18 protein-coding genes and 1 pseudogene are annotated in these 16,813 nt (G+C 32.6%); 4 read left to right on the top strand and 15 right to left on the bottom strand.

What is annotated here, in order from left to right:
* Positions 1–2: 2 nt before the first annotated feature.
* The 4 genes from rluF to BXU10_RS01705 form a co-directional block, all read right to left on the bottom strand.
* Positions 3–815: a 23S rRNA pseudouridine(2604) synthase RluF gene (rluF, locus tag BXU10_RS01690; protein WP_078225845.1), complete on the bottom strand. Its 813-nt coding sequence runs from the start codon at positions 813–815 to the stop codon at positions 3–5.
* A 166-nt stretch (positions 816–981) separates the two neighbouring features.
* Complete coding sequence (locus tag BXU10_RS01695) at positions 982–1,833, bottom strand: alpha/beta fold hydrolase (RefSeq protein WP_078227879.1); 852 nt, start codon at positions 1,831–1,833, stop codon at positions 982–984.
* Positions 1,834–1,888: 55 nt separating this feature from the next.
* Positions 1,889–2,668, bottom strand: coding sequence for a zinc ribbon domain-containing protein (locus tag BXU10_RS01700; RefSeq protein ID WP_031455912.1), 780 nt, complete (start codon positions 2,666–2,668; stop codon positions 1,889–1,891).
* A 3-nt stretch (positions 2,669–2,671) separates the two neighbouring features.
* Positions 2,672–3,766 carry a Nif3-like dinuclear metal center hexameric protein gene (locus BXU10_RS01705; protein WP_078225846.1) on the bottom strand — a complete coding sequence of 365 codons (1,095 nt, stop codon included), beginning with the start codon at positions 3,764–3,766 and terminating at the stop codon, positions 2,672–2,674.
* Between the two features lie 103 nt (positions 3,767–3,869).
* Here BXU10_RS01705 and BXU10_RS01710 point away from each other — a divergent pair, with 103 nt between their 5' ends.
* The 3 genes from BXU10_RS01710 to lpxK all read left to right on the top strand — a co-directional run bounded on the left by BXU10_RS01710 (position 3,870) and on the right by lpxK (position 5,392).
* Positions 3,870–4,121 (top strand): DUF2683 family protein, encoded by a 252-nt coding sequence (locus BXU10_RS01710; protein ID WP_078225847.1) that lies wholly within the window; start codon positions 3,870–3,872, stop codon positions 4,119–4,121.
* Between the two features lie 64 nt (positions 4,122–4,185).
* Positions 4,186–4,377, top strand: coding sequence for a Txe/YoeB family addiction module toxin (locus tag BXU10_RS01715; RefSeq protein WP_304529078.1), 192 nt, complete (start codon positions 4,186–4,188; stop codon positions 4,375–4,377).
* A gap of 4 nt (positions 4,378–4,381) precedes the next feature.
* Positions 4,382–5,392, top strand: a complete 1,011-nt coding sequence (gene lpxK / locus BXU10_RS01720; protein ID WP_078225848.1) for a tetraacyldisaccharide 4'-kinase — start codon at positions 4,382–4,384, stop codon at positions 5,390–5,392.
* A 13-nt stretch (positions 5,393–5,405) separates the two neighbouring features.
* Here lpxK and BXU10_RS01725 read toward each other — a convergent pair whose 3' ends face one another.
* The 3 genes from BXU10_RS01725 to lipA all read right to left on the bottom strand — a co-directional run bounded on the left by BXU10_RS01725 (position 5,406) and on the right by lipA (position 9,257).
* On the bottom strand, positions 5,406–7,304 hold the full coding sequence (locus BXU10_RS01725; protein WP_078225849.1) for an ATP-binding protein: 1,899 nt from the start codon (positions 7,302–7,304) through the stop codon (positions 5,406–5,408).
* A gap of 26 nt (positions 7,305–7,330) precedes the next feature.
* Positions 7,331–8,329: a type I glyceraldehyde-3-phosphate dehydrogenase gene (gene gap / locus BXU10_RS01730; protein ID WP_078225850.1), complete on the bottom strand. Its 999-nt coding sequence runs from the start codon at positions 8,327–8,329 to the stop codon at positions 7,331–7,333.
* Positions 8,330–8,390: 61 nt separating this feature from the next.
* The gene (gene lipA / locus BXU10_RS01735) at positions 8,391–9,257 is read right to left on the bottom strand and encodes a lipoyl synthase (protein WP_031455905.1); all 867 of its coding nucleotides are present in this window, start codon (positions 9,255–9,257) and stop codon (positions 8,391–8,393) included.
* 238 nt (positions 9,258–9,495) lie between these two features.
* On the opposite strand from lipA, the gene BXU10_RS01740 reads away from it, so the two are divergent.
* Complete coding sequence (locus BXU10_RS01740) at positions 9,496–10,359, top strand: M48 family metalloprotease (protein WP_078225851.1); 864 nt, start codon at positions 9,496–9,498, stop codon at positions 10,357–10,359.
* 53 nt (positions 10,360–10,412) lie between these two features.
* Here the strand turns inward: BXU10_RS01740 and BXU10_RS01745 are convergent, their stop codons facing one another.
* The 8 genes and pseudogenes from BXU10_RS01745 to murB all read right to left on the bottom strand — a co-directional run bounded on the left by BXU10_RS01745 (position 10,413) and on the right by murB (position 16,649).
* Positions 10,413–10,793, bottom strand: a complete 381-nt coding sequence (locus tag BXU10_RS01745; RefSeq protein ID WP_078225852.1) for a PH domain-containing protein — start codon at positions 10,791–10,793, stop codon at positions 10,413–10,415.
* 48 nt (positions 10,794–10,841) lie between these two features.
* The gene (locus BXU10_RS01750) at positions 10,842–11,591 is read right to left on the bottom strand and encodes a DUF4184 family protein (protein WP_035136608.1); all 750 of its coding nucleotides are present in this window, start codon (positions 11,589–11,591) and stop codon (positions 10,842–10,844) included.
* 88 nt (positions 11,592–11,679) lie between these two features.
* The gene (locus BXU10_RS01755; protein ID WP_078225853.1) at positions 11,680–12,522 is read right to left on the bottom strand and encodes an energy transducer TonB; all 843 of its coding nucleotides are present in this window, start codon (positions 12,520–12,522) and stop codon (positions 11,680–11,682) included.
* Between the two features lie 158 nt (positions 12,523–12,680).
* Entirely contained in the window at positions 12,681–13,232 is a 552-nt protein-coding gene (locus BXU10_RS01760) for an RNA polymerase sigma factor (protein WP_078225854.1), read from the bottom strand.
* Positions 13,223–14,328: pseudogene (locus BXU10_RS01765) on the bottom strand (glycosyltransferase). The gene BXU10_RS01760 and the pseudogene BXU10_RS01765 overlap by 10 nt, the downstream one beginning before the upstream one ends.
* A gap of 82 nt (positions 14,329–14,410) precedes the next feature.
* A complete protein-coding gene (locus BXU10_RS01770) occupies positions 14,411–15,025 on the bottom strand; it encodes an FMN-binding negative transcriptional regulator (protein WP_078225855.1) in 615 nt (204 codons plus the stop codon).
* An 82-nt stretch (positions 15,026–15,107) separates the two neighbouring features.
* Entirely contained in the window at positions 15,108–15,605 is a 498-nt protein-coding gene (locus BXU10_RS01775; RefSeq protein WP_031455897.1) for a hypothetical protein, read from the bottom strand.
* A 30-nt stretch (positions 15,606–15,635) separates the two neighbouring features.
* The gene (gene murB, locus BXU10_RS01780; protein ID WP_078227881.1) at positions 15,636–16,649 is read right to left on the bottom strand and encodes a UDP-N-acetylmuramate dehydrogenase; all 1,014 of its coding nucleotides are present in this window, start codon (positions 16,647–16,649) and stop codon (positions 15,636–15,638) included.
* Positions 16,650–16,813: the final 164 nt, after the last annotated feature.

Below are 16,813 nucleotides of genomic sequence, written 5' to 3' on the forward strand. Positions count from 1 at the left end.
GCTTAATAATCTCCTCTTTTTTTAAATCGGGGATCGTGTTTTGAAATAAATTCTGTTCTTCTTTTTGGAGCTTCCGGTTTTGGTAAACTGGCTTCTTCAGTTTTACTGGAAGGTTCAATTAACTGATTTAATTCTTTTATTTCAGCATCGGTTAAATCTCTGTAACGGCCAACAGGAACATCCAGTGAAATGTTGATAATCCGGATGCGTTTTAAAGCCGTAACTTCATACCCTAAATACTCAGACATTCTGCGAATCTGACGGTTTAAACCTTGTGTCAGAATAATTTTGAAGGTGTATTTGCTAATTTGCTCTACTTTACATTTTCGGGTAACGGTATCTAAAATCGGAACACCATTTCCCATGCGTTGTATAAAACGGTCGGTTATGGGTTTGTTTACGGTTACGGTATATTCTTTTTCGTGATTGTTTCGGGCGCGCAAAATCTTGTTTACGATATCGCCGTCATTGGTCATGAAAATCAATCCCTCACTTGCCTTATCCAGCCTTCCGATTGGGAAAATACGTTTTGGGTAATTGATATAATCGATAATGTTGTTTCGGACTTCAAGATTGGTCGTACATTCAATTCCCGTAGGTTTATTGAAAGCCAGATACACCATTTTTTCGTGTTTTTCAACGATTAGTTTTCCATCTATGCGCACTTCGTCATCAGGCGAAACTTTGGTTCCCATTTCGGGTACGGCACCATTTATGGTTACGCGTCCTTCTTCGATGAGTTTATCTGCTTCACGGCGGGAACAATACCCTGTTTCTCCAATGAATTTATTAAGGCGTTTTAGATTTTCTTCCATATTGCAAAAGTAGTCAAAAATTAGACTTCTTAGATTTTTAGATTGTTAGACTTTAATATTGTTAGACTGTTAGATTTTTAAAACTAAAAATGAATTTTTAATTTTAACCTCAGAAACTCAGAAAAAAATCTTTGTTCCTTTGGGGCTTAGCAACTTTGAATCTTTTTTAAGAAGAAAATAGAAAATCAATCACTTTCTGATACAACTCGTCATCGTGCATGCCATGTCCTAAATTTTTGGTTTCGATAAACTGACTGTTTTTCCAGTTGCTGGCAATTTTTTTGCCTTCTTCAAAAGCAACAATTTTGTCTGTTGTGTCGTGAGCGATTAAACCCGGTATATTAAATTGAGAAGCAAATTTTTTTCCGGAGAAATCTTCGAGTTTAAAATTGAAATGTGTTAAAAAACGATTTTCTAAAAGCGAAAACATTTTGGTATTTAAACTCAACATCGAAACATAATTGTCAATCAGCGTTTTTAGATCTGAAGGAGCTCCCAAAATTACCATTTTATTAATACTTGTATTTGGAAATAAATACTGATGGTAAACACAGGCAGCACCGCCAATAGAATGCCCGATTATAATATCCGGACGGTATTTTTCTACTGCCTTATTGATGAACTCGGCATAAAGCGGAACGTTAAATTCCTTTCCGCTGCTTTGTCCGTGTGCAGGTGCATCAATGGCAATAATAGTGCTTCCTGATTTTTGAAGATGAGGTAACGTTTTTTTCCAGCGGGAAGAGTTGCTCTCCCAGCCATGAACAAGTAAGATTTTGGTTTCGTTTCCTTTCCAGATATACGTTTGAAAATGATGTTCGTTATGGTGAAACGTTTCTGTTTCTGTGTTTTTTAAAAATTTTGGTAAACTTTCTTTTAGTAATCTGCCGTCCCGTGGCTGGCTGAAAAGTGCGTATGAAAGTTCGACGGCTTTTTGTGGGCGGACATAACTGAGGAAGTTAATGTATTGTCCTACCGATTTTAATGTAATAAAACGAATTCCTTTTTTAATTCCCAAAACCAATAAATTTTATGGTAAAAAAAAGTCCCGATGTTGATCGGGACAATTTTATTTAGATTTTAGCGAACAATTGTTCCATTTTTTCTCTCTCTTCGTCAGCAAGTGCGCTGTCAACTAAGATTCTTCCTGAATGTTCATCAGTGATGATTTTTTTTCTGGAAGCAATTTCAACCTGAGTCTGTGGTGGAATGGTGAAGAATGATCCTGCAGAAGCACCTCTTTCAATAGATACTACCGCTAAACCATTACGAACGCTGCTTCTGATTCTGTTGTAAGCAGCTAATAATCTTGCTTCAATTTGCTCAGAAAACTCAGCAGATTTCTCCGTTAAGAAGATTTCTTCTTTTTGAGTTTCTGCCATAATTGCATCCAATTCAGATTTTTTATGCTTTAAGTGATTGCTTTTAGCTTCTAATTTTTCTTTTAGATTTGAAATAACTTCTTTCTTATGCTCGATAGAAGCTTTCATTTCTTTGATTTGTTTTTCAGCCAATTGAATTTCTAATTCCTGAAACTCAACTTCTTTGGTCAAAGAATTAAATTCTCTGTTATTGCGAACTGATTCTTGTTGTTTTGTGTATTTTTTGATCACTTCTTTGTGCTCTTCAATAGCGTTTTTCTTAGTTTTGATAAGATCCTCAACTACTTCAAGTTCACTTTTAAGTTTTTCTGAACGAGTGCTTAAACCTGCAACTTCATCTTCTAAATCTTCAACCTCTAATGGAAGTTCCCCTCTTACGTTTCTGATTTCGTCAATTCTGGAGTCAATAAGCTGTAAATCGTATATTGCTCTTAACTTGTCCTCAACACTTAATTCTTTCGTATTCGCCATATTCTATAAGTACTTAACTGGATTTGTATTTTCTTCTGATAAAATGATTGCAAAATTAAGGATTTTTTTCCTAAGATAATCAACAATATAATTTTTTGTATACCGTTCGCTCTCAAAATGACCAATATCGGCTAAAAGTAAACGATTTTCGGCTTCATAAAACTGATGATATTTTAAATCGGCGGTCAAAAAGGCATCTGCTCCCGCCTGAAGTGCGTTTTTGATGGCAAAACTTCCTGATCCTCCCAAGACGGCAACTTTCTTTATTTTTTTTCCTGTAAAGGCTGAATGACGGATTCCATCGGCAATCATTTTATCTTTTACGAAATACAAAAAGTCTTTTTCATCCATTTCAGTTTCCAGTTCACCAATCATCCCAAGCCCGATATTTTGATGTGAATTCTGTAAATCATAAATTTCATAAGCGACTTCTTCGTAAATATGATTGGCAAAAAGGGCTTTTAAGATTCCGGATTGCAAATATTTTTCAAAAACAACTTCAATTTTTATTTCGGTTCCGGTATGTAGTTTTCCTTTTTCGCCAATTACAGGATTACTGTCTTCATTTCCCTGAAAAGTAAAAAAGCCTTCAGAGTTAAAACTACAGTTGTCATAATTCCCTATTGTTCCTGCACCAGCTTCAAACAATGCATTTCTAACTTTTTCTGAATTATTGGGCGTTGTGTATGTAACTAATTTTTGAATGAAATTTTGCTTCGTAATCAAAACCTTTGTATGGGTTAAGCCTAAAGCATCACAAAATATTTTGTTTACTCCTTGCAAATGATTGTCCAGCGCAGTGTGAACGGCATAAATGGCGATGTCATTTTTGATAGCTTTTAAAATGGCACGCTCGACATAGTTTTTGCCTGTGAGTTTTTTGATTCCGGAAAATAATATCGGATGAAAACAAACGACCAGATTGCAGTTTTTAGTAATGGCTTCTTCGATTACATTTTCTAATGCATCGTGGCAAACCAAAACGCCCGTACTTTCAGTTTCTGAATTTCCGACTAAAAGGCCCACATTGTCAAAATCTTCGGCATAAGCCAAAGGAGCCATTTGTTCGAGTACGTCTATTATGTTTTTGATTTTCATTTATGAAATTTCAGGTTTTAGTTAGTAACAATTATTGACACAATGTAAAACTTATTGTTACAATTACAAATTTACTACATTTGTAATATAAAATTTAATAATCATGACTACAATAAAAATTAACGAACATACCAAGTCAGGCAAAGCATTCATGGCTATGTTTGACGCTTTTTTTAAAGGTGTTGAAGGAATTGAAATTGTTGAAACTGATGATTATGTACAGGTGAATGAGGAACCAAGTATTTATAGTCCTGAATTTGTTGAGAAAGTAAAAAAAGCGGAAGAGAACATTAAAAATGGTGAAACAACAAGGCTAAATCCAGATGATATATGGGGAAGTTTAGGGTTGAAGTAACTAAGGTGGCAATCAGGATATTGAAAAACATAAAAAATCAGGAAATAAAATCTCTATTAAAAACATTGCTAAAATTTTAATTGATCTTACAGAAAATCCATATGAAGGTTTTGGAAATCCTGAACCATTAAAATATGAATATACAGGATTTTGGTCAAGACGGATAAATCAAAAGGACCGATTAATTTATCGCGTTGATGACGAAATTGTAACCGTATTTGTAATTTCCGCAATGGGGCATTATTCAGATAAATAACTTTATGAACTTACTTCGAAAAATACTTTTCCCATTTGCCATTTTATACGGATTCATTACTTCAATTCGTAATTTTCTTTTTGATAAAGGAATTCTAAAATCTACTTCATTTGATATTCCGGTTATTGCGGTTGGAAACCTCAGTGTAGGCGGAACTGGCAAAACGCCTCAGATTGAATATCTAATTCGATTGTTATCGGATAATTACAGAGTAGCTACTTTAAGTCGTGGTTACAAACGTAAATCTGAAGGTTTCATTTTGGCAGATTCAACTTCGAATGCCGAAATTTTAGGTGACGAGCCTTTTCAGTTTTACCAGAAATTTCCAAATATTCAGGTTGCGGTTGATGCGAATAGAACCAACGGAATTACACAATTGCTTTCACAGAAAATAAAACCGGAAATTATTTTATTGGATGATGCCTATCAGCACCGAAAAGTAAAAGCGGGATTTTATATTTTACTGACTGCTTTTGGCGATTTGTATGCAGATGATTTTATACTGCCAACAGGAAGTTTGAGAGAGAGCAGGAGAGGGGCTAATAGAGCTAATATTATTGTAGTCACAAAGTGCTCAAAGAATTTGTCTGATGAAAAACAAGACGAAATTCGTTCGAAACTAAAATTAAATTGCGGTCAACAAATCTATTTTACTTTTATAGACTATGATGATGCAATTTATAATGTAGAAGAAAAAATAGCTGTAAACGAAATAAAATCAGAACCAAAAGTACTTTTGGCCGGAATTGCAAAACCGAAACCTTTTTTTGATTATTTGAAGAATGAAAATGATGAATGTCTTACTTTTCCTGATCATCATCATTTTTCTGAAAACGATTTAAATGAAATTCGAAATAAAGCTCAAAACAAAAAAATCATTACAACCGAAAAAGATTATGTGCGTTTAAAAGATGCTGAAATAATTTCGAATTTGTATTATTTGCCTATAAAAAGTACTTTTATAAATCATAAGCAAAATTTTGACGCAACTATTTTGCAGTATGTAAAAAGTTAGTTAGATTAAAAAATCAATCAAAAAACGTAGCAATAGTGTTGTAAAATATATCAGGAACAAAAGGTTTTGTAATTACATCATTCATTCCAAAAGATAAAAGCTGCTCTCTGTTTTCATCGAGCGAAATAGCCGTAAGGGCGATGATTGGTGTTGTTTTGTTAAATTCACGTATAAGTTTTGTTGCTGTTGTGCCGCTTATACCAGGTAAATGAACATCCATTAAAATTAAATCAAAAGTTTTTATTTTTAATAATTCAATTGCTTCTTCTCCATTATCAAGTATCTCACAGTATATAGATTTGTTTTCGAGCATTTTACGGGTAATCATCTGATTGATTTTATTGTCTTCAATCAACAAAATGATTTTGTTTTTTAATTGATCATCATTATAAGATTTTGCCTCCTGAATTTTTTCTGACGGGTTTTTACTGATGTCGAAGTTTAATTTAAAATTAAACGTAGAACCTTTGCCTACTTCACTTTCTAAGTGAATTTTACCTCCTAATAGGTGAATGAGTTTTTTTACAATTGTAAGTCCCAAACCTGTTCCGCCATATTTGCGATTAACTTCTATAGAACCTTGTGAAAAACTTTCAAAAACTTTTTTCTGTTTATCTTTAGGAATTCCGATTCCGTTATCCGTAATTTCAAAATAAACTGTTGCTTTTTCGTTTTCCAGAGCATGTAATTTTGCGATAAGTGTTACTTTGCCGTTTTGGGTAAATTTTAAGGCATTGTTAATTAGATTCAGGATTATTTGAGAAAGTTTGGTTGTATCGCCAATTAAATTATCCGGAATAGCATCGTCTATTTCTAGTAAAAAATGATTATTGTTGGCTGCTGCTAATTCCTTTAAAGAATTTTGAATATTGTTAAGTAACGCTTTTAGGTCGAAACAAATTTTTTCTATTTCAATTTTAGTTGAATCAATTTTGTTTATTTCAAGTATTTCATTGATAAAGGTAGTGAGGTAATTTCCTGAGAATTTCAATGAATCTAAATATTTTAGTTGTGATTCTTTTGGGCTTTCTTCAAGTAACAGATGCGCGATACCGTTAATTGCATTTAATGGTGTTCGAAGCTCATGGCTTACTGTTGATAAAAAATCAGTTCTGGCTTTTGAAGCTTCTTCAGCTTTATTTTTTGCCAGAATAAGTTCTTTGTTTTTTTCTCTTAAAACTAAATTATTCTGATTTCTAATAACATTGTTTTTGTAGAGAGCCAGACTCAATAAAGAAAGAATTGAGATTAGCGCAATGGCTAAAATGCTTATCAACTTTGAGTATCGATACGTTTTTATCTGTGCATTTTCCTCGCTTTTTCTTTTTTCTTCATTTAAAAGATGAATTTGATTGTTTTTTTTATGTTTATCAAAATTGAATTTGCTGTCATTTAATTTTAGAATATTATGCTCTATTTGATAATATTCACTCAGGTAATTGTAAGCACGCTCGTATTCTTTGTTGTTTTTGTGATAGTTGCTTATGGCTAATATAATATTTGCTTTTTGTTTTAAATTTTTAGTTTTTGAATTTTCCTCTAAAGCATTATTAAAGTAAAAAATGGCAGAATCATTTCTTTTTAGTTGTGTTTCAATTAATCCAAGTTGATAGTAAGCTTCTGATTTGAGAGCTAAAGTATTATTATTATTATTATTATTGTCAGGGCGTTGAACGATCTTTTTTAGCGTTTTAGAAGCTAATGTGTAATTTTTAAGTGATTTGTATGTCATCGCTTTCTGGAAATTCAGATATTCATAAGAATTCCTGAAATTGGATTTTTGTACAACGATGTCTGCTTTTTTATCGGAGATGGCTAATTTTTTATAATAGGAAGAACTATCTGTATCCGGTTTAGTTTGCGAATACAAAAAAGTGTAAAAAAAACTGATAAACATAAAAAGGTATTTCATACTGTAATACTTTTTATAATGGAATCTTATGTTTTTTTCATCAGTATAATTAAATCGATAAGTCTTGATGAATAGCCTATCTCATTATCATACCAGCCAACGACTTTTACCATTTTATCGATAACAGAAGTTAGTTGAGAATCAAATAAGCATGAATTTGTATTGCCTATTACATCAACTGATACGATTGGATCCTCTGTGTAATCTAAAATGTTTTTTAAATATGTTTGGGATGCTTTTTCAAAAGCATCATTAATTTCATCTATTGTTACAGCACGTTTTACATTAAACGTAATGTCAGTTAAAGAACCGTCAGGAACCGGAACACGAATTCCGCAGCCCCCAATTTTTTGGTGTAAACCCGGAAAAATTTTTGTTAGTGCTTTCGCAGCCCCAGTTGTCGTAGGAACAATAGACTGACTGGCTCCTCTTGCTCTTCTTAAATCTTTATGCGGTTGATCATGTAAACTCTGATCGGTTGTATAGGAATGTATAGTGGTAATATAGGCTTGTTCAATTCCGCATAACTCATCAATTATTTTTATCATCGGAGCAGCATTGTTTGTCGTGCAGCTTGCATTCGAAACAATTTTTTCGCTTCCGTCTAAAATTCCTTCATTTACTCCTAAAACAACAGTTTTTATAGTGTCTACTTCTGACGGAGCAGAAAGAATCACTCTTTTGGCTCCTGCTTCAATATGTGCATTTAACTCTTCGTAGGTTTTGTATTTCCCTGTTGATTCAATTACAAAATCTATATTATGACTTTTCCAGTCTAAATTTGAAATATTTTTTTCATGAAAAAACATATAATGTTTTTCATTAACTATTATGCTTTTTTCGTCATGAGATACCGTAAAAGGTAAAACTCCGTGAATACTGTCATACTTTATCAAATGTGACATCGTTTTGTTGTCTGCAATATCATTAATTGCAATCACTTCAATTTCGGGATGGTTTAAAAGTAATCGAAATAAATTTCTGCCAATTCTTCCAAAACCATTTATAGCAATTCTAGTTTTCAATTTTTTATTCTGTTGGTTTGTTTAATCGGTTAAACAATTAATGATTAACCGAATAAACTTTTTACAATATATGTTTTTGTGCTTTATAAGATGAACGAACAAGAGGGCCGCTCTCTACATGGCGGAATCCAAGTTCAAGTCCGAATTTCTCATATCTGGCAAATTGCTCAGGAGTTATAAACTCTTTTACAGGTAAATGTTTTTTGCTGGGCTGTAAATATTGACCAATAGTTACTACATCAACGTTTGCATTACGCAAGTCAGTCATGGTTTGAAAAACTTCTTCTTCAGTTTCGCCAAGTCCCAACATAATTCCCGATTTGGTTCTGTTAATCCCTTTTTCTTTTAAATAACGTAAAACTTCTAAACTACGATCGTATTTTGCCTGAATACGTACTTCACGGGTTAAACGGCGAACAGTTTCCATATTATGAGAAACAACTTCAGGATTTGCTTCTACAATTCGGTCAAGATTTCTTTCAATTCCCTGAAAATCCGGAATTAAAGTTTCAAGGGTCGTATTTGGGTTCATACGTCGAATTGCTTTTACGGTTTCAATCCAGATAATAGAACCGCCATCTTTCAAATCATCTCTGTCTACACTTGTAATTACAGCATGTTTGATGTTCATTATTTTGATAGAACGTGCTACTTTTTCTGGTTCATCCCAATCTACTGTTTCTGGTCTTCCGGTTTTTACACCACAAAAACCACAAGAGCGGGTACATACATTACCTAAAATCATAAAAGTTGCAGTTCCTTCTCCCCAACATTCACCCATATTTGGGCAACTTCCTGAAGTACAGATGGTATTTAAGCTATATTTGTCTACCAGACCACGAAGTTCAGTATATTTTTGACCAATTGGAAGTTTTACTTTTAACCATTTTGGTTTTCCGGTAGGGATATTTTCTACTACAGTTTCCATACATTAAAATTGAACTACAAATATACGCAAAGTTGTATAAGTTAGAGATGTGTCTAATTGTTATCTTGTCGAGTTTATTTGTTAATTATCGATAATTTGTTAATTTTATATAATAAATTAGATGCTAATTTTAGTAATGTAGAGGATTTATGGTTCTTTAACGGTTAAAAGAAATAAATATAAATCGTTTTATATTTTTAGTTCTAAGTATATTTGTTCTGTAATTAAATTAAAAAAGATGAAAAATAAATTTATAGTTTTAGGAATTCTATTGGCTTCTTTGAGCTTTACAAAAGTACAGGCACAAATTAATTTTGGTGAAAAAGCTATAGGAGCAGTTCAAAAAGGGGTGGCTAGTTTTACCCTTACAAACGAAGATGCAGCTAAATTATCTAAAGAAGCTGTAGCTAAATTAGACGCAGAACACGAAGTTGCAGGTCCTACTGATCCTTACACCTTAAGATTAAACAGGGTTTTTGGTAAGCACACTTCTGGTGAAGGTTATACTTTAAATTATAAAGTGTATAAAATAAAAGAAGTAAACGCATTTGCAACAGCAGATGGAAGTGTAAGAGTCTATTCAGGATTAATGGATATTATGGATGATAACGAATTACTGGCTGTTATTGGTCATGAAATTGGTCACGTTGCTAATAATGATTCAAGAGATGCTATGCGTGCAGCTTATCAAAAAGAAGCTTTGATAGATGGGGTTTCGTCCCAGTCTGCAACTGTTACAAGTCTTACGGATAGTCAGTTAGGGAAAATTGGAAGCGCTATGATTGATAGCAAGCATAGTCGTAAACAAGAAGCTGAAGCTGATTTATTTGCTTATAATTTTATGAAAAAGAATGGTTATAATGTTAATGCCGAAGAATCTGCATTCAGGATATTAGCCAAAATGAGCGAAGGAACTCAGTCTTCTTTTTTAGATCAGATGATGAGTTCGCATCCGGATTCAAAACAAAGAGCTGAAGATGCTAAAAAGAGAGCAGAGAAAGATGGTTTGTATAAAGCGTATGTGCAGCAAAAAATTGTAAATACCGCACCGGCACCTGCTAAAAAAGCAACAACAAAGAAAAAGACAACTAAAAAGAAATAAGAAGTCTGAAAAACAGAAAACCCGACAAGTTTAATATTGTCGGGTTTTCTGTTTTATCCTAAAACATGGTGTGCCAATACTTTTTGCACATCATAAACATTTACTGATTTATTAAATTGTTTTATAATACTAGGCTGTAATTCGCTTGAAACCCAGATTTTTAATTCGGCATCAAGTTCGAACGTTCCGGCAGTTTCTACGCTGAATCGTGTAATGCTTTTGTATGAAATTGACTTGTATTCGGTCTTGCTTCCTGTAATTCCTTGTACATCAACTAAAATTAATCTTTTATTAGTGAAGATAAAAGTGTCCCGGATTAATTTAAAACCCATTTCGATTTCTTCGTTATCGGTTAAAAGCTGTCCGTATTTTTTAATTAAATCCTCCTGGCTTACTGAACCGGCGTTGCCAAGAATAGCTGAAAATATTCCCATTTTTTAGTTGTTTAATTTGATTGATTTCTCTTTTAAGCTTTTACAAAATTAATTGAATTTCCTAGTTTTTTGAAAATTTGCTAAAATATAATAAATAGGGGTTAAAACTAATGCAATCATTATCGATGAAATAATAGAAACAATAATGTTTCCGTATTCTTTAGCCCTTAGTTCTGTTGTAAATCGAAAAAATAAAATTATAGAAGATATAAGCAATAATAAAATCCAGTAAATTTTATTTATTGAGAAAATTGGAGTAGAACCTTTCGGGAGTTTAAAAAAGGTATAAAGAATAACTGTTCCTCCTATAATTGTGCTTGAGTGCTGTGCAATTTTTAATGCTGGGATTTTTATATCAAAAAAGGAAAAAGTTTTTTGCAGCCAGGAAATACGATTGACAAAATATCCATGATCGTGAGTAAAGCTGTCCCAGAAAAGATGCGATGCAGTTCCTGTTAAAATTGAAATAATTATAATAAACCAGTTGTTTTTAAAATAATTATTCCAGTTAAAATCGTTGAAGATTGAAAGCCTTATTTGAAAACTCTTAGGTAAATTTTGGAATAAATACTTTTTTACTATGTTGTGAAAAAGAAAAGCCAACAGAAGAGCGAGAGGTAAATCGAACCAGAATATTCCATCAATCGTGTGACTGTAAATACTTTTTACTTTCATTCTGATAAAATATTCGAAATCCGGAACCATACTGCCAATAACTAATCCTGTTAATGAAAACCATTTTTTTGGAAAATATTTTAATGGTAAAACTATTGCAGGATGAGAAAAAGTGAAAGGCATTAAAATGTGTTTTTGAATAAATTGATTTTTGTGCAAATGTACATTTTTGATCAAAAAAAAGCAGAACCTAAATTCTGCTTTTGTATTGTTATTGTTCCATTTCCGTTTTTATTATTATCGGAAGATTATAAGCGGTTCGCACCGGTTTTCCTTCTAATATTCCCGGAGTCCATTTTGTTCTTAATGATTTTAGAACACGTATAGCTTCTTTTCCTAATCCGTAACCAGGATCGTTTTTTACTGTAATATCAGTCATTGAGCCGTCTTTTTCGATAACAAAAGAAACATATACTCGCAATGTTCTTTCAGCGTCCAGTTCAGGTTTGTTAAAGTTGTTTCCAACATAAGTGTAGAACTTAGCCATTCCGCCCGGGAATTCCGGCATTTTGTCTAATATGGCTGTGCTTACAACCGTATTTCCGTCGCCTGTTGTTTTAGTTGCTTCTCCTCCCGTTCCATTACCGCCTGTTGTTGGCAATACATTGACAGCAGTTCCAGTTCCGATGGAAGTATTATCTACTACCGGAGCATTGTCTTTGTTTGTTGCAATGTCTTGTATAGCATCCTGAGTTACAGCGACAACAGGGTTTACTAATTGACTGGATTGTGTTACTTGGGTAACAGCTTGTTGTTGCTGTGCTGGTGGGGCAACGGCTTCTTCCGTTTTAGGTTTTATTATCTGATCTAAATCAACTGTTCTAATTACTTCGTCTATAGGAGGAAGATTTTCGATTATAGCAGATGATTTTGTAAGTTTACCAACCAACATAGACAAACTTCCTAGTGCAGCTATCAATAGCAACGCCATAAATAGTGCGGTAATTGTTGTTTTGGTATTCTCTTGACGTAATTGGTACGCGCCGTACTCTTTGTTTTTGTTTTCGAAAACAAGATCAGTCCATTTGGTTTCGTAAAGGCTTAATTTAGACATAGTAATTAGATTTAAAAGGTTAAGTAACATTAAATCATAAGCATGACAAGGTTTATAGTTTAACTAATAACGAAAACAAAGAACTTTTTGTGTGTGAAATGTTTGGTTTTTTAAGAATAAATATGCTGATGTCTTATTCTTTTATTAAAGATAGTAAATTATCTATTTCGTTCGATAATTTCTGCTAATAATTTTTTAGCACGAAGTAATTTTACTTTTACATTGCTTAAAGGCTCATTAATTTTGAGTGCAATTTCCTGATAAGTCATTTCCTGAAAATAACGCAACTGAATGACTTCCTGATAATGTGGTTTTAATTCTTTGATACATAAAAGCAAGCGGGATAAATTTTGCTCTTTAATCAGTGCATCTTCTGCAGAGGGAGTAGGGTCGGCAATATTGTAGGCCTGTTGATCTTCATTGTCTGTGATTTCTATAAAAAGATTCGTTTTCTTTTTACGCAGTAAATCAATGTAAACGTTTTTTGCAATACTGATTAACCAGGTGTTGAATTGAAAATCCGGGTTGTAAGTTGCAATCTTATCGAAAGCTTTTGAGAAAGTTTCAATAGTAATATCTTCAGCTGTAGTCTCATTTTCGGTACGTTTCAACATAAATCCGTACACTTCATTCCAGTAAAAATCTAATAAAAAAGTAAAGGCGATTTGATCGCCTTCTTTTGCTTTTTCTATTTTAGAATTTATTTCCAATTTGCTGGTTTTGAAAAAATATTAGTTATAAATATATTAATTTGAATAATTACAAGCACGATTTCAATAATAGGAAACCAAACTTTAAGATCATTTTCTTTTAATTTTCCTGCAGAAAATCCGAATACAATCCATACAATCGTATAGCGGGTTGCTAATAATGCCAGGACTATGATCCATTGAAATTGAAAAGCTAGTAAAAGTATAACTAATAAAAAGAATAATAATTGTGAGCTGTAAAAAAGACCTAATTGAATTTTGTCGAAAAATTTATAATAATTTGCAGTAGCAACGTGTCTTCTTTTTTGTGTAAACCACTCTTTGTAGGTTTCTTTTGGTTTTGAATAAGTAAAACTTTCAGGTGTATATGCAATTGTAGTGTTTGCTTTGTTTGCCGCCTGGTTTACAAATAAATCATCATCGCCTGAACGAACCTGAATGTGTTCAATAAAACCGTTTACATTAAAAAACTCTTCTTTTTTGTAAGCCAGATTTCTCCCGACTCCCATGTAAGGAAGGCCTGTTTTTGCCCATGAAAAATATTGTAATGCTGTAAGAACTGTTTCAAAACGGATAATTTTATTTAATAAAGAACGTTCCGTTTTTTCATAACCTCCATATCCTAATACAATAGTTTTATTCATGGTAAATTGTGAAGTCATGGCAGTAATCCATTCTTTTGAGACTGGATAGCAATCTGCATCAGTAAATAGTAAATAATCTTTTGAAGAGGCTTTGATGCCTAAAGTTAAAGCGTATTTTTTATTCCCCAAAAAGCTTCGTTGTTTTTTACTTTTACTAATCGAATGTTTGAATATTGTTTTTCAAATTCCTCAAAAACTTCTAACGTTTCATCACTAGATGCATCGTCAATTAAAACAATTTCAAAATCAGGGTAATTTTGCTCCGCCAATAATGGAATGTATTTTTTTACATTTTCTTCTTCGTTTTTTGCACAGACAATTACAGAAACCGGAAGTTTTTTTGGTGTAATGGTTTGAGGTTTTCCAAAAGCGAACTTTCCAAAAATCCCTAAGTAATAAAAAATTTGTATGAATACAACAGCAATAAAGAAGTAAAGTAAAAGTATAAGCATCTGTTTTAATGTCTTTTAATTTTTGAATCTTGCGAGTGCAAATGTACTTATGAATTCCTAATTTTCAATGATTAAAACCGATTTACTTTCTGCATTTCGACATTTCTTTTGCAACGGCAATAGCCTGAGGGTTTTCGGTCTTTTTTAACTCTGAAATTATATTTTTATAATTTTGGTCATCACGATTTTGTGATAGTTTTTTAGTAGCCTGAATTTCATCAATTTCTATCTCAAAACCAAAAATACCTTTAGCTTCGCGCATTGTTTTTGCAGATAAGTTTTCTACAATAACAGGGTTTTCTGAGTTGGCTTCATATTTATCAACTAATTTTTTAAGTTGTTCTATTGAAGCAGCTTCGTCTACAATTTTAATTCGTCCGTAAACATGTACGGCTATGTAATTCCATGTAGGCACATTCTCATGATCATACCACGAAGAAGAAATATACGAATGTGGGCCGGTAAATACTGCTAAAACCTGATCATTTTCAGTAAAACCTTCAGCCTGCTGATTTAGTTTTGAAATATGTCCCTGAAGGATTTCTTTTCCGTAAGCATTCACTTCAAGTTCAATCGGAATATGGGTTGCGCATAATTTGCCATTTGTCTGATTGATTAAAATTCCAAAACTGTTTTCTTTTAAAAAAGTTCTGATCGATTCCGGATCTTCATTTTTATATAAGTCAGGTGTATACATTTAGGAATGTTTTAAGTGTTTTTTTGTCTTGCTAAAACTTATAAATCGTTCACATATGCTTTGATTGAAAAAAGGCTTGAAACTAAGTTTTTCTAAAATTAAACAATTTTGGATTAACACTTAGCCATAAAACGATAATTCCAAAGGCAGTAAAAGTAATTCCTCCAATGATAAATCGTAAGGCAAAATCATCAGTAATTGATGAAGCAAAAAAATCGAATAGTCTCGAGAATACTCCTTTTCTGAAGAATTTAAGTCTTATAATAATGTACATTACTATTGAGACTAAAATTGTATTTAGAGATGAAAATTTATACTTCCAATTCAAAAAAGAAATTAGAATGACTCCAGCTGATAAGCCTAAGAATATCCAGATATAAATACTAGGCCAAAAACTGGAAATATCTTCAGTAGTTGGAAATAATCTATTCCAGCATTCCGATTTTTGATCCTGAAAATGATTTGTAGCACAAATGAATTTTTCTGCAACAGTATAAAACCTTAATTGCAGCATGCCATGAATTAAGAAAATTATTCCGATCAACTGAAATAAAATTACTCTAATATTTAGTTTTTTCATTTAGGAGTTAAATAGGTAAAAAAATCTAGTTTAAATAACATTTACTTCCGCTTCGATTTGAATGCCAAAAATTTCAAAAACTGTTTTTTGAACATCTCTAGAAACCGCCAGAATTTCCTGCCCGGTTGCATTTCCGTAATTTACCAAAACCAAAGCCTGATTTTTATGAACTCCGGCATCGCCAAAGCGTTTTCCTTTAAAACCTGCCTGTTCGATTAACCATCCCGCCGGAACTTTTACTTCGGTTTCAGAAACTTCATAGTATTTCATTTCAGGGAACTTTTTATGAATTTTTTCGAAATGAGATTTTAATAAAATTGGATTTTTAAAAAAACTCCCGCTGTTTCCTAATTCTTTAGGATCAGGTAACTTACTTTTTCTGATAGCGATAACGGCGTTACTGACATCTTTTAAGGTCGGAACAGTAATGCTGTTCTTGGTCAATTCTATAGTAATATCGCCATATGAGGTATTGATTTTATGATTGCGTTTTGTCAATTTGTAAATTACCGATGTAATAATGTATTGATCTTTTACTTCGTTTTTAAAAATACTTTCACGATATCCAAAATTACATTCGGTATTTGTGAAGGTTTTCATTTCCTGAGATTCAATGTTTATTGCCTCGCAGGAAACAAAGGTGTCTTTAATTTCGGTTCCGTATGCACCAATATTCTGAACAGGTGTTGTTCCAACATTTCCAGGAATCAGGGACATGTTTTCCAGTCCTCCAAAATTATTGTCTATTGTATAAAGTACGAAATCGTGCCATGTTTCTCCGGCCTGACTTTCGACCCAAACGAAATCATCATCTTCTTTGATCATTTTTTTACCTTTCAAATCAATATGAATCACCAAAGCGTCAATGTCTTGCGTTAAAAGCATGTTGCTTCCTCCGCCTAAGATGAATTTTTTCTCGTTTTTATTTTCCTTCAAAATAGTTTTCAATTCATCAACTGAATGTACGGCAACAAATTGTTTAGCTTTGGCTTCTATGCCAAAAGTATTGTAGTTTTTTAAAGAAAAATTGGATTGGATTTCCATAAATATAACGCTTTTGTAAATCCCGTATTTGGGCATAATTGATTTCAAATGTAATGATTGTAATTTATTATAGTTGGTTTTAATGTGTAATATTATTGCTTTTTTCAGTCTTTTTGGTTATTTTATCAGATTTTTCACGCCTCGTTAATTGGTGTAGATTGTTG

Source organism: Flavobacterium sp. LM4, from assembly GCF_002017935.1.
Taxonomy (GTDB): domain Bacteria; phylum Bacteroidota; class Bacteroidia; order Flavobacteriales; family Flavobacteriaceae; genus Flavobacterium; species Flavobacterium chungangense.